This is a genomic window from Aliamphritea hakodatensis (genome assembly GCF_024347195.1).
Classification (GTDB): Bacteria; Pseudomonadota; Gammaproteobacteria; order Pseudomonadales; family Balneatricaceae; genus Amphritea; species Amphritea hakodatensis.
The window spans coordinates 4,292,153-4,310,775 of sequence record NZ_AP025281.1; the positions used below are offsets into that span (position 1 = coordinate 4,292,153).

An 18,623-nucleotide genomic window follows, 5' to 3' on the forward strand; every position below is an offset into this window, starting at 1 on the left:
CTTCAGGGCACAAAAAAACCGGTTGTGACCCACAACCGGTTTTTCTTAACAGCACAATCTTCGCAGTATCTTACGCGACTGAATCAAACGCCTGCTGCAGATCAGCGATCAGGTGCTGGCTGTCTTCCAGCCCCACCGACAGACGCAACATACCGTCACCGATGTTCATCTGCTGGCGTTTTTCCGGCCCCATTTCCCAGAAAATTGTATGCGCAACCGGAATGATCAGGCTGCGGGAATCTCCAAGACCGGTTGCTTTCATGATGGTTTGCAGGGCATCTACAAATTCCAGACAGCTGTCGGCATCCGCCAGTTCAAAAGACAGTAACCAAGCACCGGAGCTGAACAGTTCAGTGGCCAGTTCATGCGCCGGGTGGCTCTTAAGGAACGGGTAATGCACCTTCGCCACCTGCGGATGGCTTTCCAGAAACTCTGCCACTGCCAGCGCGGTTTCACTGCTTTTGCCTAACCGCAGCGCCATCGTCTCAAGGCCCAGACTGATCTGGTGAGACGTCGCGGAGCTCATGGTTGCGCCCATATCCCGCAGGCCTTTTTTGCGGACCTGCATCAGGCCCCACATTTTTGAGTCGCCAGAGCGGTAGTTAGCAAAGATATTCGGATAGTTTTCCCAGTTGTACAGGCCGGTATCAATCACTACACCGCCCAGTGCCTGGCCCTGACCGGCAGCAGATTTGGTCAGAGAGTGAATAACCATCGACGCACCGACAGCCTTCGGCTTAAACAGACAGGCAGACAGAATGGTGTTATCCACAATGTAGACCAGTTCTTCCTGCTGACAGAATTCGCCGATTTTCACCATATCGGCCACCTGGGTACCCGGATTCGCCACCGACTCAACGAACACCATACGGGTGTTGTCCTGACGGGCATCAATCACGTTCTGTACATCGGTGCCATCAACGCGGGAAATTTCCACGCCGAAGTTTGCCAGCGTATCCAGCAGGCTGGCGGTATTCCCGAACAGGTACTTGGATACGATCAGATGATCGCCGGCTTTCAGCAGGGTCAGAAATACTGCGGTAATTGCCGCCATACCCGTGGCAAAACTGACCGCCCCTACGCCCCCTTCAATGCTGGCCAGTTTGGCTTCCAGCGCAGCTGTGCTCGGCGTGCCCTGACGGGCGTACGGTGAATTACCCTTAATGCGCCCCTGAAAGGCACCGATCAGATGATCAACACTTTCAAAGGTGTACTGTACAGAAGGATGTACCGGGCTGTGAATCGTGCCATTGGCATTCGCCATGCGACGGTCAAAATGCACTACATCCGTCGTATACTGATCAGTCTGCGCCCCGTTACCGGCGGCATTGTCTTCGCGCTTTGCCATAAAAAACTACTACCCGTAAATAAAATGTTCTGCAGGGTATGATGCTAATCTATCCGCCGCTCTGACGCCACGAAATCCACGGGGTTTTAGGGGTTTCATGACCTGATCCGGAGCAACACCGCATCATTTCCCCAAAATCCGTCTCTTCAGGCGGTTCACACCATCAAAGTTGCAACACAGGTATCACAAAACTGTGCAACACTTAAACAGGTTCCTCTTCACCCTACAGGGCGTCTTAAATGCACCACATCATGTTTGATATCGACGGCACACTGGTCGAGTCCTGCGCCTTTGATGAGCACTGTTATATCCGTGCAGTGAAACAAATAACCGGCCACACCCTCAGCGCGGACTGGCATACTTATCCACACGTCACCGATGCCGGTGTGCTGCAGCATTTTCTGACTGAGGTAGGTATGCAGCACCGCTTTGAAGGCATTCACGATCAGGTGAAAACCCTGTTCACCCAAATGATCAGCGCCCACCTGCAACAAACCCGGATCAAGGAGATTCCCGGCGCTGCGGCTTTCATCCGGTATCTGCAGGATCAGCCACACATCCGGCTGTCACTGGCCACCGGTGGCTGGGAAGAAACCGCCCGGCTGAAACTGGCGGCGGCGGGGATTGATGTCACTGGCATTCCACTGGCGTCCAGCAACGACCATCACGCCCGCACTGTCATCATGCAGCACGCCCTTGAACAGGCCTGCACCGATAACACGCCGGGCAGCCTGAGCTATTTCGGTGACGGCGAGTGGGACAAACAGGCCTGCAGCCAGCTGAACTTTAATTTCATTCTGGTGGGGAACCGCACCCGGCATCATCAGCAGATTAAAGATTTTCAGGATACCGAACAGGCACTGGCCTATTTACCCTTGCAATAAACCCGCTCCGTTGCGGCCATGAAAGCCCCCGCTACTTCAGAAAGTAATACGCAGAGAAGCTCAGCCCCAATACCACAATGGCGGTTTTCAGCATATCCTGCGGAATACGCCGGGCATAGTTTGCAGCACCTATTCCACCCAGTGCCGACCCGCACATCATCACAATGGATTCCGGCCAGGAAACAAGACCACCGGCAATAAAAATAGCAATGCTCAGCAGGGAGACGGCGGTAATCATCAGATTCTTGATCGCATTGGATTCATGATAATCGTGATACCCGATAATCTTCAGAATCGACAGAATTATGATCCCCAGCCCGGCACCGAAATACCCGCCATAAATGGAAAAGGTAAAAATCGACACCCGCCCCATCATGCTGTCTTTCATATCTTCACCGTTGCGGCGTTGACTGAAAAACTGATTGATCCGGCCACCAAAGGCGTACAGCAAGGTCGCCACCAGCAGCAGATAAGGTGTCAGAGTGATGAATATTTCACTGGGGCTGACAATCAGAATGACCGAGCCAAGCCCGCCACCGATCACACTGACAGCAATGATCAGCAGGGCCCGCCGGCCCATCCTGCGCAGTTCATGCATATAAAATGGGATCGCGACCGCATAGCCCGGCACCGTGGCCAGAAAATTACTGGCATTGGCCACATTCGGTGGCAGCCCGACACTGATCAGCACCGGAAACCCCACCAGAGTTGCTCCGCCAACTACGGCGTTAATCGCACCGCAAAGAATGCCCGCCGCAAACAGATAGCCGATGACCAGTGGCGTCATGCCCCAGAATTCCGCGTTTAACCCTTCCATGCAGTCAGTTTCCCGAAGAGGTAAAAAACGGCTATTTAAGCGGATATCCGCTAAAGCGTCACCCGAGAATATCTAACACAAAAAACCACGAAAAGTGATGATTAAAAACCGTACTGTCAGGCCTGCAATAATTCGCGGGCCTCACTGACCACCGTATTGAGTTTATCCCCGGAGCCGTTCATGTAATACACACTGGCAGCCAGATAACGGTGGCGCCATTCCGGGGAGATGGCATAGCTGTTTTCAAAGGCTGCTTCGGTGAACTTATAATCGTGGTATCCGGCATTCTGCTGCATTGTGTATAACCGCCCCAGCGCCCGGTAACGGTTCGCTTCGCCCCCCTGTTGCAGAATATGCAGCAACTGCCGTGAGGCAACCCGGCGGTCAGTACTGATACTGGCAAACAGTTCCGCGAAGGTGTCCTGTTCATTTTCCAGAGGGAGGGTTTCCAGAGGCTCCATGTTATCGATCATCATGCCTTTGCGCCGGTCCCCCAGTAAGTCCCTGAACAGGGTCACAAACGACATTGCCTGCAACAGCAGCATCCTTTTGGTCTGATCATCATCCGCCCGTTTATAGCCATAATGCATGGCATTTATGGACGTATTAGCATGCACGCTGGTAATGCCCGACACCCGGATAAGCAATTCGCCGGCACTGAGCATAATGCCATCCCATAAGGTTTGTGGTGCAACACTTTGCTGCAGCATATCCACCACCAGCGAACCGGTTTCATCCGCCCGGGCACTGCGCAATGCGGTAAGCACTTCCGGCACCAGTGAAGGATCAGGCTTACCCTCTTCCCAGCTCAGGGGAAACAGCGTGGCAAAATGCAGATTTGCCCGCCATGGCTTATCCGCCGGATGGTCACTGGTGGACGGATTACTTTCCCCTTCATGATTCAGAAGCGCATACACGGTAGAACGCAGCACTGGCTGTGCATAAGCATCGCCGAATAACCGTAACAGCCGGTAACTGTTGCTCACTGTGATCGTCTTATGGCCGATATCCCGGAAGTCCCGGGCACCGTAATAAAACAGCAAAGCAAAGAGTTCATCCAGATCCATCTCGCCGGCTAACTGGCTGATTGCAATATCTGCCCCTTCACCGTCCCAGCTGTCCATGGCACGGATAAAATCCCCCAGCGGATCATTACTGTTGGCGTCAATCGCGTCCGCCAGTTGCCAGTCACCATTAAAGGTATCCCGCTGCTGCGCCTGTTTGAAGGTATCTGCCGCCCACAGCATCCCGAGCCACTGCTCAGACTCATCCAGATGCCGCAAGGTGTTATGCACCGAAGACAGCATCATCACCGCATGGTATTTAAACCCCACATCCGGGTAAGGCTCCACATGGTGTACCGCTGCCATGGTCAGGCTCGCCAGTAATGAACGGGGGAAAATCCCCTGATTAATCTTGGTGACCAGCAACGGCATCAGCTCAGCCCGCGGTGTTTCCACCAGCATGCGGGTCAGCCGTTCCACTCCGGAAACCGGAATTGAAAATGCCCGTGCCCGGCGCGGCAGCATGGCAGTGCCAACAGCACTGCCCAGCACAGAACTCAGAATCAGACCGGAAGGGGCTGCCTGCAGCAAGCGACGACGGGATAACATAACAACAACTCCTTGAAACCAAAGCAGTTATGTACTGCTGGCTTCTTTTATTTATTATATTTGAGCGCATCTGCACTGCAGCACGGGAAATCTAAAATGCAAACTGCTCCGAATATCAATATAGTGCAGTTAACGCTGCCAACCAGCCTGAAGGCTGAAATGAAGCCCATTAGTCAGTGACCGGAGATCTGCCGTGAACACGGAAGACGTGAAACAATTTTGCAGTGAATTACCCGGCAGCGAAGCCACCGAAAAAGGCCCACCGGCCAATATCCTGACGTATAAAGTGGGCAGTAAAAAGTTTGCCTACTTCAAAACCAGCGAACCGGAGCAATGGCGTTTCAGCCTCAAAGTCACCCCGGAACAGTACCTTGAACTCACTGATCAGCCCGGCATAAAACCCGCCCGTTATATGCACCGCTTTCACTGGATCAGCATCGTGCATGTTGCCCAACTGCCGGATGACTACCTGCAGATACTGATCAACGACAGCTATACCAGAGCCCTGAATACCCTGAGCAAAAAAGCCCGGAAGAGCATCAGTGCGCAGACAAAATAAACGATAGCTACCGGCGAATCAGGCCCTATAATACCGCTCCCCCCGTTTTCGAACTGACGGGGCTGATCTGACAAGGACGCACAATGCAAATTAAAATGCCGCTGCTGGCCGCCGTATGCGTTACCGCTATCTGGGGGCTGAATGTTGTTGCCCTGAAAATCGGCGTCACCGAAATCCCGCCCAGCCTGCTGAACACCCTGCGTTTTGCCCTGCTGGCAGTGTTGCTGTTGCCGTTCGCCCGGATTCCCTGGAACAAATTGCCCGGCGTCATGCTGATCGGCCTGCTGATGGGCGTCGGTCACTTCTATCTGCTGAGCCTGGGCACCAGTTATGTCAGCAGTAACACCACGGTCATCATCGTGATTACCGGCGCACCGATTTCATCCTTACTGGCCTACCTGCTGAAGATGGAAAAGCTCAGCCGGAAACAGGTCACCGGCATCGCCATTGCGTTTTCCGGCACGGCTATCCCGCTGATGCTGACCGGCTCAGTGGATTTAACCCTGGGAACCCTGATTATCGTTACGTCGATGATCTGCTGGGCAATGACCAATATCATCATCCGCCGACTGGAAGATGTCCCCCTGCTCAGCCTGCAGTTCTGGATCGGACTCATCACCGCGCCGGCGTGTTTCTTCGGCTATTACCTCGCCGGTCACAGCATGGATGTGGTCTCACAGATAACCCTGCCGGTGATGCTTACCGTGGTATACATGGTAATTTTCTCATCGATTATCGGCTACTACCTGTGGTTTGCCATCATCAACCAGCACGGCATTAACCGGATTGTGCATATCACCCTGTTACAGCCGTTATTCACCATGATCTTCGCCTTCCTGCTGCTGGATGAAGTGCTCTCCGGCGTGCAGCTGCTGAGCGCCGCGGTGACGCTGGCCGGCATGGGCATCTATTACCATAAAAAACGCTCTGACAAAGCCGCCGCACAGGCAGCCCTTAGCGGGGATAGCGGGAAGGATAGCTGATTTCTTCCAATAGCCAGTCGGCAAAATAGCGCGCCCCTTCAGACAATGCCTTACCGCTGCGGTAGCACAGGTAATAACTGCCTTCGGTAGCAATGCTGTCGGCAAACGGGGCCGTCATTTGCTGTGCCAGTACTCCGTGCTGCATCAGCTCATCGTACATCAGACACATTCCCAGCCCATTCGCAGTCATCGAGACGGCAGTGCCGTGACTGTCCATATACTGCAGGCTGCGGGCCTGACGGATATCCAGCTGATGCCCTTCGCACCAGGCTTCCCAGCCCTTGGGCGTGCCGATTACATCCAGCAATGTCATTGACAAAATGTCCTCCGGCTGACGTATCCAGCGGGCATTCTCATGGCTGCAGTAAGGCCGCAGCCGTGGGGTGATCAGGCGCTCAGTGGTAAAGCCTTCCCAACTGCCCGAACCATAACGGATCTCCAGCTCAGCGGTGGATATCTCAAAATCACTGGACCAGTTGGTCCCCAGTTGCCGGATCGATATCTGCGGGAAAATCGCCGTAAAACTGTGCAGCCTCGGCCCCATCCACAGCACACTGAAGGCACTGTTCACACTGACATCCACCGTGGCATTTTCCCGGGGGGAAAATATCTTTGCCGCCCCGATATTCAGCTGTTTCAGATTCTCTTCCACCAGCGGCAGAAACGCCTTGCCGGCATCACTGAGCTGTACCGAACGCTTCGCCCGGATGAACAACTGCTGCCCCAGATGATGTTCCAGCAACTGCATTTGCTGACTGACCGCCGACTGGCTCATATGCAGCTCGGCTGCCGCCCGGGTGAAACTCAGGCAGGTGCCCACGGTGGCAAATGTCCGCAGCCAGTTCAGCTGAATTTTTGAAGTCAGTAATTTATCCATAAGAAGAGCTTATTAATTAGCAAGTTTTAAATCGTTTGTTTGGAGATAAAGGGATATTTAGCATGGAATCATCCGGTCAACAAGTGGCGAGAGGCTTTATCGAACCACCGGACCATGCACCACAAACAGGATTAAAATAACAATGAAGAACACCACTGATGTATTAATCATCGGCGGCGGCATCGCCGGCGTCAGCACCCTCTACCATCTGACTCAGATGGGCTGGACAGACGTCATGCTGACCGAAAAACTGGAACTGACAGCCGGTTCCACCTGGCACGCTGCCGGTAACCTGCCCCACTTCAGCAACAGCTACAACATCATGAAACTGCAGCAATACAGCATCAGCCTGTATGCAAAACTGCAGCAGGAAAACGAAGGCGGTGTTTCCCACCACCAGACCGGTGCAGTTCGTCTGGCCCACACCCAGGACCGTATGGACGAATTTGAACGGGTCGTTGCCATGGGTGAGCTGGCCGGCCTGCGCCTGGAAATGGTCGACACCGACCGCCTGAAAGAACTGTACCCGCACCTGAATACCGAAGGCCTGCTGGGCGGCATGTGGGATCCGGATGACGGCCACATCGACCCGACCACCATCACCAACGCCATGGCCAGCCGTGCCCGTGCCGCCGGTGCAACTATCGTGCGTCAGAACCCGGTGGAAAGCATCGAGCAGCAACCGAACGGCCGCTGGAAAGTCACCACCGCCAAAGGCGTCATCGACGCCGGCATCATCGTCAACGCCGCCGGTTTCCGGGCCAACGAAGTGGCTGAAATGGTCGGCCACCAGTTACCTATGTGTTCAATGGAACACCAGTTTGTGGTGACCGATAACGTGCCGGAACTGGAAAAGCTGGATCACATGATTCCGATGCTGCGTGACCCGGACGTGTCTTACTACCTGCGCCAGGAAGGTAAGGGTCTGATCCTTGGCCCGTATGAGCCGGGCGGGATCCCATGGGCAACCGACGGTGTACCGGCTGCCTTTGGTCAGGAACTGCTGGCTCCGGATCTGGACCGGATCGAAGACATCATGTGTACCGCCATGGAGCAGATCGAAATGATCGGCACTGCCGGTATCAAGACCGTGGTGAACGGCCCGATTACCTACACCCCGGACGGCCACCCGCTGATCGGTCCGGTTCACGGCTATGACAACTACTTCGTCTGTACCGGGTTCAACTTCGGTATCGTACAGGGCGGCGGTGCCGGTCACTTCATGGCCCAGTGGATTGTGGACGGCCATCCGGAACTGGACTTCTTCGAACTGGATCCGCGCCGTTTCGGTGACTATGCCAACCATGAATACACCGTGGCCAAAGCCACTGAAGTGTATGCCAACGAATACCAGTTGGGTTATGCCAACGAATACGCCATGCGTCCGGCCATGCGGGATCAGAAATCCGTGCCGGCCCTGCTGCGTCAGCAACAGAAAAACGCGGTTTGTGGTGCCTATTTCGGTTGGGAACGGGCCAGTTGGTTTGCCCCTGACGGCCAGCCTGCCAAAGAAGTACACAGCTTCCGCCGGGGTAACTGGTTTGAGGCCGTGGCTGAAGAATGTCGCCGGGTTCAGGAAAACGCCGGGGTCATCGACCTGTCGCCGTTTACCAAGTTTGAGATCAGCGGCGGCGGTGCCTACAACTGGCTGGAATCCATTTCCCCTAACCAGACACCACAGGAAGTTGGCGCGATCACCCTGTCTCATCCGCTGAGCCGTAACGGTGGCATTGCCTGGGAATACTCAATCACCAAACTGGCGGATCAGCACTACTACATCATGGCCCCTGCTGCCGCAGAACTGCTGGTTGAAGATTGGCTGCGCCAGCGCTTGCCAACAGATAACTCCGTGCAGCTGGATAACATCACCCGTGACTACGGCACGCTGGTGCTGGCAGGCCCTGAAGCCCGCCATATTCTGTCCAAACTGACCGATACACCGCTGGATAACGACAGCTTCCCATGGTTCACCGGCCAGCAAATTGAAGTGGCCGGCGTACCGGTTCGCGCCCTGCGGATGAACTTCGTCGGCGAGCTGGGTTGGGAACTGCACCACCCGATTGAACATCAGTTGGCGCTGTACGATGCCCTGATGGAAGCCGGCGCGGCCCACGGCATCGGCGATTTCGGCCTGCGCGCCATGGACAGCCTGCGACTGGAAAAAGGCTATCCGATGTGGGGCCACGACCTGAATCTGGAATTCAACAGCCGTGAAGCCAACCTCAGCTACTTCGTGAAAACCGAAGGCCGTGAGTTTGAAGGCAAAGCGGCCCTGCAGGCATCCCGTGGCGACGACGAGCACCGTCTGGTGCTGCTGAGCATTGATACCACGGATGTAGACGCCAGCACCGGTATGGAGCCGGTGTACTGCAACGGTGAAATTGTCGGCCAGGTCAGTTCCGGTGGTTATGGCCACCGTATCCAGCAAAGCCTGGCACTGGCCTATGTACGCCGTTCCGCTTTAGACGCTGAGTTGAGCGTGAAGGTTCTGGGCAACACCTATCCGGCACGCCGGATCAAAGGCTGTGCCTACGACCCGAGCAACGCCCGACTGAAAGCATAACCCGAGCAACTCCTGATTCCCCGGCCCGGCCGGGGTTTTTTCCTTTTTTACAGACCCCAACCCCAACCTGAAGGAGCACATAACACCATCCAGACACGAAGTTGAAAATAACAATAACACCGGATTTAGCCCGCTGTAGGCACTGAATCTGCACTTTTAAAAATGGAGTACCTATGCAACACCAGAAGACCAAAACCGTACTGAAACACACCCTGCTGGGTGCCGCACTGACTGCTGCCCTGAGCACCACCGCCCAGGCCCGTGATGAAATCACCGTGGCTTACTTCCTTGAGTGGCCAACGCCTAACCTCTATGCCCAGAGCACCCAGGCCTATGAAGATGCCATGGGCGTAAAGATCAACTGGGTAGCCTTTGATTCCGGCACGGCGATGTCTGCTGCCATGGCATCCGGCGACGTTCAGATTTCCTTTTCACAGGGTATTCCGCCATTCGTAGTCGCAGCATCTGCCGGGCAGGATCTGCAAATTATCGACGTAGCCGTTGCCTACTCAGAAAATGACAACTGCGTGGTCCGTGAAGACCTGGAAATCGACAAAACCAACGCCAAAGAACTGGCCGGCAAAGAAGTAGGCGTACCGATAGGCACCGCAGCCCACTACGGTTTCCTGAAACAGATGGAATACTTCGGCGTGGATACCGCGGGCATGAAGGTCGTCGACATGGCCCCACCTGATGCGGCAGCCGCTTTTGCGAACGGCAATCTGGATATGGTGTGTGGCTGGGGCGGTGCGCTCAAGCGCATGAAAGAACACGGTAACGTTCTGCTCACCGGCGCGGAAAAAGAAGCCATCGGTATCAAGGTATTCGACGCCACGGTTATTCCTGCCAGCTTCGGTGATGAGCACCCTGAACTGGTGGCTAAATTCCTCGACGTCACCGCAGACATGAACAGCCGTTACAAGCAGGAACCGGCCGCCATGTTACCGACCATTGCCAAAGCCGCCGGCATGGATGATGCCTCTGCCAGCAGTACCCTGGCAGGCTTCAGTTTCCCGGCCCGGGATCAGCAGCTAAGCCAGGCATGGCTGGGAGGTGATCTGCAGGTATTCCTCAAGGAAGTCGCGGACTTCTTCACTAAACAGGGCACGATCCCGCAGGCCCGCGCGTCTTATGACGAAGCGGTGGATGCATCCTACCTGCATGCCAGCAGCCAGCTGTGATCAAGCGGTACTGCCACGGTGCTCAGAGATACTGAGTACCGTGGCTTGCCCTCTGTTGAATCTGTAGAAGTGAAATCACCATGTCAGGATTAAAAATAAATGCCGTCTGCATGACCTTCGATCTGCCAGATGGCAGCGCCGTTGAAGCGCTTAAGAACATCAATCTGGAGTTGAAAAAAGGTGAGCTGATGTCCGTTCTGGGGCCATCCGGCTGCGGCAAAAGTACCTTGCTCAATATTCTTGCGGGCTTTCTGGCCCCGACTTCCGGGCATGTCATCCTCAGCCACGACGATGCCCCTGATACCGAAGTGCTCGGCCCCGGCCGGGAACGGGGCATGGTTTTCCAGCAGGGCGCCCTGTTCGAATGGATGAGTGTCCGGGAGAACATCGGTTTTGGCCCACGGATGAAAGGCACCGATGAAACCACGATTAACGCCAGAGTCGACGAGCTGCTGGAAATCGTCGGCCTGCATGCCTTTGGCGAAAAAATGATTTATGAACTCTCAGGCGGTATGCAGCAGCGGGTCGCGCTGGCCCGCTGCCTGGCTAACGACCCGGACGTCATCCTGATGGACGAACCCCTCGGTGCACTGGATGCCCTGACCCGGGAAAAAATGCAAAGCCTGGTACTGGATATCTGGAAGAAAACCGGCAAGACCATCATCCTCATCACCCACTCGGTGGAAGAAGCCCTTTTACTGGGTGAACGCCTGCTGGTAATGGCGCCGCGTCCGGGCCGTATTCATAAAGAATATCAGCTACCCTTCGCAGAACTGGGCGCCCGCGCCGATCTGCGTGAGGTCAAGAAGCATCCTGATTTTGCCGTTAAGCGTGAAGAAATTCTCGGCATGATCTGGGATATGGAAGAAGAAATCATGGGCCGTAAGGAGGCTTAATATGTGGCAGGAATTTCTCGCACTCAGCGCCGACACCCTGTCTCTGGCGGTCGGCATCGCAATCATCTTCTCCCTGTATGTGGGGATCAGCGGCTTCTGTTACATGGCGTTCAGCCTGGTCTCGCAGTTCCGCCCGCAACATGCAGATTTCACCAGCCGAAAAACCGTCACCTTCGGGGATGAAAGTGCCGTCACCGCCAACCGGGTCGCCTCGGTACTGGCCGTGATTACCATCTTCCTGATCTGGGGTGTATTTACCGGTTCAAAAATTGTGCCCCTGCATGTGCCCGGCCCGTACAGCGGCAATACCAGCTTCACCTACACAGCAGAAAATGCCAACGGCGAAACCGCGCTGGCCACTGTGCATGTACAGGTTAAAGACGCCGACACCCCGGCACAGAACTTCAACCTGAACACGGCGCAGGGATTCGCTAACGATGATCAGCTCATCGTACCGGTCTCCCGTAGTAAATTGCTTAAGGCGCAGAAAAATGATCAGGGCGGTGATCAGCCGGGTTACAAAGTCACCCATGTGGACAGCCAGCCGATCAGCCCCGGTGCCACACTGAATGTGGATCACGGCACCGTAAGGATGACCGCCAAGGGCAGTCTGTCGTTCACACCGGATCCGGGCTGGCAGATGGAAGCCATCTGGCTGCCTGCGCCGGAAGCCGTGGTTGAAAAAATCATCAGCATCGCGGTAGAAGGCTATCAGAATGTATCGCTGGCCCAGAACGTTGGCTGGTCGATGACCCGGGTGGTGATTGGCTTCCTGCTGGGCTGCCTGTTTGGCATTCCGCTGGGCTTCGCCATGGGCCTGAACGGCTGGCTGCGCGGCTGGTTCGACCCGATCGTTGAATTCATGCGCCCGGTGCCGCCACTGGCACTGATCCCGCTGGTTATTATCTGGTTCGGTATCTGGGAACAGGGCAAGATCAGCCTGCTCTTCCTCGCCTCCCTGTGGATCATGACGATTGCCGCCCGGGCCGGGGTATCCGGGGTGAATATCACCAAGGTACACGCCGCTTATTCACTGGGAGCATCCAAGCGTCAGGTACTGGCCAAAGTCATACTGCCAAACTCGTTACCGGAAATTTTCACCGGCGCCCGTGTCGCCATGGGGGTTTGCTGGGGCACTGTAGTCGCTGCTGAGCTGGTCGCCGCCGAGAAAGGCGCCGGTAAGATGATCATCGCCGCATCTAAGTTCCAGCAGACAGACATCGTCATCATGGGCATCGTGATCATCGGCATCATCGGTTACAGCATCGAAATCCTGATGCGTAAAGCCGAAGACCGTCTGGTGCCATGGAAAGGTAAGAGCTAACGGGCAAACAGGCCTGTGGATTAAAGGTTGCCAATGGGTAAAGGGGTTCTGCTATGCAGGCCCCTTTTTTTATACACGCACTTTTCGAACTGGCATTCAGACCTGCGGATACTGGCCAAAAGTGTCCAGTAACCAGTCTTTCACGATAAGCGCTTCATCGCTGAGCAGCACCTGATCGCTGTATACCACGTACATATGCCGGCTGGCAGGCAATGGACTGGCTAACAGGCCCCTCAGTTCTCCACTGGCAAGCTCCCGTTCAATCAGCGAACTTTCCAGCAGGCCAATGCCCACATGATGTCGCACGGCATCCAGTACATTGACGCTGGTATTACAGTGGTATGCCCGTTCCCGGTCCGGGTTAATGCCCAGTAACGGGTACACTTTATGCCAGTCCGGTTGTTGCTGGTTATAAATAAGGCAACTGTCAGTGCTGACATCAGCCGGCTGATAACGGTTATTCCCTTCTGCAACTTGCTGCTGCTTTGCCTGCAGCCCGGGATGAGTTGCCAGATATTCAGCCGAACACACCGGCATCAGACATACGTCCTGTAATTTTTCACAGACCAGTCCGGGGGCCGGCGCACTCAGGTGCCGTACCGCCAGTTCATTACTTTCACCACTGAGCGCCTCCGGTAATACAGAGACATTGGTTTGCAGCTCCAACTGGGGATAACGCCTGAAAAACGCCGCTAACGCCGGCGCAAAACACTGCTGAGCAAACCCCGGCGGTAATGCCAGCTTTACCTGCCGCCGCCCGGACTGACGGGATATAGAATGGCTGACCCCCAGTAATTCATTCAGCTGGTGACCAACCCGCTTGAAATAATCTTCCCCCATGCGGGTCAGACGAATCACCCGGGTGCCACGTTCAAACAGCGCAGCCCCCAGCCAGCGCTCCAGCACCTTCACCTGCTGGCTGACCGCGCCGGGAGTAACCGACAACTCTTCAGCCGCCGCTTTAAAACTCATGTGGCGGGCAGCCACACAGAAGTAATGAATGGCTTTAATCGGCGCAGTATTCATAAGAGAGATTTTCTATTCTGTAACGGGGCTATTAATCGTTTGTCAGCATTACATCTTTGCGTCAGGATAGCCAGCAACTCAACCCAACCATCAGATTCAGGAACGCCTTAAGCAATGAACCGGATTCTCTCCAGCCCCTGGTTTGTAGTTGCTGCAGCAGCAATCATACTGGCCGTTAACATGGGTATTCGCCAGACCACCGGCATCATGCTGCCGGAAATCAGTCTGGATCTTAACCTGCCCCGGGCAGAACTCTCTTTTGGCTTTGCCATACAAAATCTGCTCTGGGGTGCCGTTGCCCCCTTCGCCGGATTACTGGCAGAACGCTACGGCCTGTTCCGCGTTATGTCGGTTGGCGCCCTGCTCTATGCCGCCGGTATGGTACTGGCAGCGCTGGCCAGCAGCGGCTGGATGTTCTTCGCGGGCAATGCCTTGCTGATCGGGGTCGGCGTGGGAGCCACGACTTACCCGTTAGCCCTGGCTGCAGTGGGTAAACGCTTTGCCGAGCATAACCGTACCTTTGCACTGGGCGTCGCCAGTGCCGGCGGTTCGCTGGGGCAGTTTCTCTACGCCTTTGCGCTGGGACAGATAGATGCCGCCTTCAACTGGTCGGAAATTTTTCTGATCTTTGCCAGCAGTATCATACTGATCGTATTGTTTTCCCGGGCCCTGTTACCGCCTGCACAGGCAGACACATCCGCCGCCGCGCCCGCTGCTCAGCCGGTTGACTGGCGCAGTATCGGAGCAGCTTTTAAAGTACGGGATTATCAGCTACTGAATCTTGGCTTCTTTGTCTGCGGCTTTCACATTGCATTCTTGTCGGTACATATGTCGGGAATCGTAGCCTATTGCGGCCTGCCTGCATCAGTTGCTTCTGAATCCATTGCGCTGATCGGGCTGGCAAACGTGGCCGGCGTCATTCTGGCGGGCTGGGCAGGTGACCGCTGGCATAAACCCTGGTTACTGTCACTGATCTACTGGTTAAGGGCCTGTCTGATCATGTTGCTGTTAGTGGTGCCGGCCAGTGAAACTCTGTTCTATCTGTTCTCCGTGATCATGGGCGTGTTGTGGTTATCAACGGTGCCACTGACCAGCGGCACGGTAGCGAGGATCTTTGGTCCGAAAAATCTCGCCTCCCTGTTTGGCTTTGTGATGTTCAGCCATCAGATCGGCGCTTTTTTCGGCAGTTGGTGGGGCGGGCTTATTTTTGATGCAACAGGCTCATACGATCTGGCGCTGATCATCAGTGCTGCACTGGGATTATTTGCTGCGTTTATACACCTGCCAATCACCCCCGCACGTTTGCAGCAGTACCGGCCGGCGACCTGATCGCCGGCAATTTTCAGTGTCATTACAGAAACAGCGAATGAAATCTTTTCCCGGGCCGCAGGTCACATCTACACTGCCTGTATATATCTGCCGGAATAACACCATGCGCCTGTTACTTAGCCTAACCTCAGTTTTCCTCCTCAGCGCCTGTATGAATACTCAGCCGCCACAACCACAAACCCGGGTGCACGCCGTAACTTACTCCCCCGATGCGCTGGAAATGTCGGCCCGTTCAATGCTTAACGGTGAAATCCGTGCCCTGAACCGGCATCTGGAAGATATTTATTACACCGCAGAACAACCGGATGCGCCGGTCAGTATCAAAGTGACAGCCCTGAAACGGGAAGAAGACTGGAAGCTGGGATATCAGCCTGTCAGTTGGGTCGTGCGTGGTACCGCGAACGTGCTTGCCCGGGCGGATGACGCTACCTCCTATCAGACCCACCTGTGGGTCACTGTCAGCAACGGCACTACAAGCCGGGACTATTACATTGAAGGCGGCCATTTCACCAAACAGGAAAAAGCCTTCTACGGGAAAGACTTTCCGGCACTGGCGGAAGAACTGCAGGAAGCCATTGATGATGACTTTTGAGGGAGGGTATCAGACAGCGGACAAGTCCAGTTTTTGTACCCGTTCCAGCCGAACCTGTGTACTCGCCTGCCAGAGATCAAAGTTATGTTGCATTTCCAGCCAGCTTTGCGGAGAGCGGCCAAGGGTTTTACTGAGCCGTAAAGCCATTTCAGGACTGATACCGCTGTTACCTTTCAGAACACGGTTCAGGGTTGATGCTGCCACATCCAGATGCTGAGCAAGATTCCGGCAACTGATGCCATACGGTTCCATATAAGTAGCATAAATAAAACTGCCGGGATGTGGTGGGTTATGCATAATCATCAGTGCCTCTTTCTCATTAACAACCTTCATAGTTCAGAATAAAGGCATGACCGTCTTCAAACTTAAAAGTCAGACGCCAGTTACCGTTAACCGTCACAGACCAGATTCCTTTTCTGGTTCCCTTAAGAGGATGGAGCCGGTAACCCGGAAGATCAATATCTTCGATAACCTGAGCGGTATCTATTGCAGCAAGTTGCATCCTTAATTTTTTAGCATGCCGTGGTTGAATGCCACGTGTGATACCGGTTTCGAAAAAGATCTGCAATCCCTTGTGCTTAAATGATCTTATCATTCATACAGTGTAGCGCGTTGCGCAACACTATTAAACTATAAATTTCTTCAGTAACTGCTTATCCCAGTCCCGGTGGTTAAGCACCTGGCCATCCTTACGCACCGCGGCCAGCCGGTCAAAATCCAACTCTGCATAGACCCACTGTGGCTCATCTACCGGGCCAATGCTGAGAATACCGTCATCGGGGAATCCCCGGTCAATCGGGGTGTATACCGCTGCCGCACCGTGATTTTCGTCCACCGCCGGGGACCACTCTGCTTCGCCCAGTGTCGCTGCCTGTACGACATAGCACTGATTCTCCAGCGCCCGAGCCCGGCAACCGGTCTGCACCCGGTAATACCCCGCCATGGTATCGGTACAGGAAGGCACCAGAATCAGCTCAGCACCGGCCTCTACCTGCTGGCGGGCCAGTAACGGGAATTCACTGTCGAAACAAATATTAATTCCCACCTTTGCAAACGGCAGGTCGAACACCTTCAGCGTATTACCCGGTGAAATCTGCCAGTGTTCATCTTCAAAGCGGGTCATGATCTGCTTATCCTGATAGCCAATTTCACCTTGCGGGCCAAACAGGTATGCCCGGTTCAGATACCCGGTTCCCGCTTCATCCGCCACCGGAAATGTACCCGGCTGAATATACACCTGATGCTGTACAGCCAGTTCCGCATACAGTTGGCAGAAATCATCATGAAGATCCTGATAGGCTACTAGCTGATCGCTGATGTTCTGCCGCAGCGGCTCAGCGAACAGAGAGGTCAGTTCCATACAGGCATATTCAGGAAACACCAGCAGCTGAGCACCGTTTTCCCGCGCCTCTTCCACCCAGCGAATCACTTTCTGACGGTAGGCCTCAAAGCTTTCAAAATAACCGATATCGTACTGCGCGGTAGCGATTTGAACTGAACGTATTGTCATTCGTAAGGTATCTCCTGCGGGCATTTTCCGCATCCAGAACTGCATAAGCTTGGCGGTTTCTTCCGCCTGATCAATATCCTGCCAGCTGAATTCAGTGGTCAGCCCTTCAGCCTGAGTGAAGCCACGTTTCTGCCAGAAGCTGTCGAGCGGCTGGTAATCTGCCGGGCGTAAAGGATGATCCTCCGGCCGTTGTACCGCACAGAAGGTCAGCCAGTCAAAAGCGCCGATATCCCGGGCATGGGCGATCCGCTGATCAAAAAAAGCCACGCCGATACCTTGCCCCCGGTATGACGGCAACAAAACGGATTCGGCACAGTAAAAGATGTTATCCACCGGGTAACCGGCCGCGTCGAAAGGCCGGCGAAAGGCTTCACATTCGGCCGCCAGTGGCAGGCCGGTGGATGCGCCGACGACCTGTTTACCGTCCCGGGCGATCACCACCACAGCGCCGGGGCTGTCCACATAGGTTTGCAGATATTCCGCTTCATAGGCTTCACTGCCGGCATAAAGATAAGGAAACGCCCGGAAGACTTCTATGCGCAGGGCTGCAACTGCCGGAATGAACCGTTGCAACGCAGCGCCGCTGTACCGCTCTATGGTCAGTTCTGCCATGCCTGTCTTAACTCCTGAAACCGGAAAGAAAGATTACAGGTTCACCTGGGCAATCCAGTCTTCCAGATTATAATAATTGCTGATGCGGTCGACTTTACCCTCTCTGATTTCAAAGAATGCCCCGGCAGGCAATACATACGTCTGTCCGTTGGCAGCCGGTAAACCTTCGTCCGTACTCAGGTACTCCCCGTGTACCACAAACTCAGCAGCGGCCCGGCTGCCATCGGCGGATACCATGACAACTATATCGGTCAGTTGCTCTTTGTAATGGGCGTTCATTTTATCCATAAAACGGGCAAAGGCTTCTTTGCCCACTTCAGTGCCACCCTGATTAATGCCATGCCGTACGTCGTCGGTCAGTAACGCCAGAAACGCATCCATATCACCGCGGTTAAACGCCGCATAATAGGCTTCGATCAGTGCCTGAGTCTGCATCTTTTATACTCCTGTCGGAAAGTGATTAACCTTGCTGCCAATCACTCTAATGATTTCCGCTGCAGACACCATAC

The 18,623-nt window shown here is 54.7% G+C and carries 18 protein-coding genes; 9 read left to right on the plus strand and 9 right to left on the minus strand.

Annotation, left to right across the window (positions count from 1 at the left end; genetic code table 11):
- Positions 1 to 70: 70 nt before the first annotated feature.
- On the minus strand, positions 71 to 1,348 hold the full coding sequence (locus PCI15_RS19495; protein WP_271271579.1) for a cystathionine gamma-synthase family protein: 1,278 nt from the start codon (positions 1,346 to 1,348) through the stop codon (positions 71 to 73).
- 239 nt (positions 1,349 to 1,587) lie between these two features.
- Between PCI15_RS19495 and PCI15_RS19500 the strand changes: the two genes are divergently transcribed.
- Positions 1,588 to 2,232, plus strand: a complete 645-nt coding sequence (locus tag PCI15_RS19500; protein ID WP_271271580.1) for an HAD family hydrolase — start codon at positions 1,588 to 1,590, stop codon at positions 2,230 to 2,232.
- A 31-nt stretch (positions 2,233 to 2,263) separates the two neighbouring features.
- Here the strand turns inward: PCI15_RS19500 and PCI15_RS19505 are convergent, their stop codons facing one another.
- Positions 2,264 to 3,049 carry a sulfite exporter TauE/SafE family protein gene (locus tag PCI15_RS19505; RefSeq protein ID WP_271271581.1) on the minus strand — a complete coding sequence of 262 codons (786 nt, stop codon included), beginning with the start codon at positions 3,047 to 3,049 and terminating at the stop codon, positions 2,264 to 2,266.
- Between the two features lie 116 nt (positions 3,050 to 3,165).
- A complete protein-coding gene (locus tag PCI15_RS19510) occupies positions 3,166 to 4,662 on the minus strand; it encodes a hypothetical protein (RefSeq protein ID WP_271271582.1) in 1,497 nt (498 codons plus the stop codon).
- A gap of 193 nt (positions 4,663 to 4,855) precedes the next feature.
- Between PCI15_RS19510 and PCI15_RS19515 the strand changes: the two genes are divergently transcribed.
- Together PCI15_RS19515 and PCI15_RS19520 are read left to right on the plus strand one after the other, a co-directional pair.
- Positions 4,856 to 5,221, plus strand: a complete 366-nt coding sequence (locus PCI15_RS19515; RefSeq protein ID WP_271271583.1) for an MmcQ/YjbR family DNA-binding protein — start codon at positions 4,856 to 4,858, stop codon at positions 5,219 to 5,221.
- Between the two features lie 83 nt (positions 5,222 to 5,304).
- Positions 5,305 to 6,204 carry a DMT family transporter gene (locus PCI15_RS19520; RefSeq protein WP_271271584.1) on the plus strand — a complete coding sequence of 300 codons (900 nt, stop codon included), beginning with the start codon at positions 5,305 to 5,307 and terminating at the stop codon, positions 6,202 to 6,204.
- Here the strand turns inward: PCI15_RS19520 and PCI15_RS19525 are convergent.
- Positions 6,176 to 7,081: a LysR family transcriptional regulator gene (locus tag PCI15_RS19525; protein ID WP_271271585.1), complete on the minus strand. Its 906-nt coding sequence runs from the start codon at positions 7,079 to 7,081 to the stop codon at positions 6,176 to 6,178. The genes PCI15_RS19520 and PCI15_RS19525 overlap by 29 nt on opposite strands.
- A gap of 142 nt (positions 7,082 to 7,223) precedes the next feature.
- Between PCI15_RS19525 and PCI15_RS19530 the strand changes: the two genes are divergently transcribed.
- The 4 genes from PCI15_RS19530 to PCI15_RS19545 all read left to right on the plus strand — a co-directional run bounded on the left by PCI15_RS19530 (position 7,224) and on the right by PCI15_RS19545 (position 13,045).
- Positions 7,224 to 9,644 carry a GcvT family protein gene (locus PCI15_RS19530; protein ID WP_271271586.1) on the plus strand — a complete coding sequence of 807 codons (2,421 nt, stop codon included), beginning with the start codon at positions 7,224 to 7,226 and terminating at the stop codon, positions 9,642 to 9,644.
- A 173-nt stretch (positions 9,645 to 9,817) separates the two neighbouring features.
- Positions 9,818 to 10,825 (plus strand): taurine ABC transporter substrate-binding protein, encoded by a 1,008-nt coding sequence (locus PCI15_RS19535; protein ID WP_271271587.1) that lies wholly within the window; start codon positions 9,818 to 9,820, stop codon positions 10,823 to 10,825.
- Positions 10,826 to 10,905: 80 nt separating this feature from the next.
- On the plus strand, positions 10,906 to 11,721 hold the full coding sequence (locus tag PCI15_RS19540; protein ID WP_271271588.1) for an ATP-binding cassette domain-containing protein: 816 nt from the start codon (positions 10,906 to 10,908) through the stop codon (positions 11,719 to 11,721).
- 1 nt (position 11,722) lies between these two features.
- Positions 11,723 to 13,045, plus strand: coding sequence for an ABC transporter permease (locus PCI15_RS19545; protein WP_271271589.1), 1,323 nt, complete (start codon positions 11,723 to 11,725; stop codon positions 13,043 to 13,045).
- A 96-nt stretch (positions 13,046 to 13,141) separates the two neighbouring features.
- Here the strand turns inward: PCI15_RS19545 and PCI15_RS19550 are convergent, their stop codons facing one another.
- Positions 13,142 to 14,071, minus strand: coding sequence for a LysR substrate-binding domain-containing protein (locus PCI15_RS19550; RefSeq protein ID WP_271271590.1), 930 nt, complete (start codon positions 14,069 to 14,071; stop codon positions 13,142 to 13,144).
- Positions 14,072 to 14,185: 114 nt separating this feature from the next.
- Between PCI15_RS19550 and PCI15_RS19555 the strand changes: the two genes are divergently transcribed.
- Positions 14,186 to 15,400, plus strand: a complete 1,215-nt coding sequence (locus PCI15_RS19555; RefSeq protein ID WP_271271591.1) for an MFS transporter — start codon at positions 14,186 to 14,188, stop codon at positions 15,398 to 15,400.
- A gap of 103 nt (positions 15,401 to 15,503) precedes the next feature.
- Positions 15,504 to 15,992: a hypothetical protein gene (locus PCI15_RS19560; RefSeq protein ID WP_271271592.1), complete on the plus strand. Its 489-nt coding sequence runs from the start codon at positions 15,504 to 15,506 to the stop codon at positions 15,990 to 15,992.
- A gap of 9 nt (positions 15,993 to 16,001) precedes the next feature.
- Here PCI15_RS19560 and PCI15_RS19565 read toward each other — a convergent pair whose 3' ends face one another.
- From PCI15_RS19565 to PCI15_RS19580, 4 genes are read right to left on the minus strand one after another with little or no spacing between them, the layout of a single operon-like run.
- Positions 16,002 to 16,295 carry a HigA family addiction module antitoxin gene (locus PCI15_RS19565; protein WP_271271593.1) on the minus strand — a complete coding sequence of 98 codons (294 nt, stop codon included), beginning with the start codon at positions 16,293 to 16,295 and terminating at the stop codon, positions 16,002 to 16,004.
- A gap of 16 nt (positions 16,296 to 16,311) precedes the next feature.
- Complete coding sequence (locus PCI15_RS19570; RefSeq protein WP_271271594.1) at positions 16,312 to 16,587, minus strand: type II toxin-antitoxin system RelE/ParE family toxin; 276 nt, start codon at positions 16,585 to 16,587, stop codon at positions 16,312 to 16,314.
- Positions 16,588 to 16,617: 30 nt separating this feature from the next.
- Entirely contained in the window at positions 16,618 to 18,114 is a 1,497-nt protein-coding gene (locus PCI15_RS19575) for a carbon-nitrogen hydrolase family protein (protein WP_271271595.1), read from the minus strand.
- 33 nt (positions 18,115 to 18,147) lie between these two features.
- Entirely contained in the window at positions 18,148 to 18,549 is a 402-nt protein-coding gene (locus PCI15_RS19580; RefSeq protein ID WP_271271596.1) for a ketosteroid isomerase-related protein, read from the minus strand.
- Between the last annotated feature and the right edge of the window lie 74 nt (positions 18,550 to 18,623).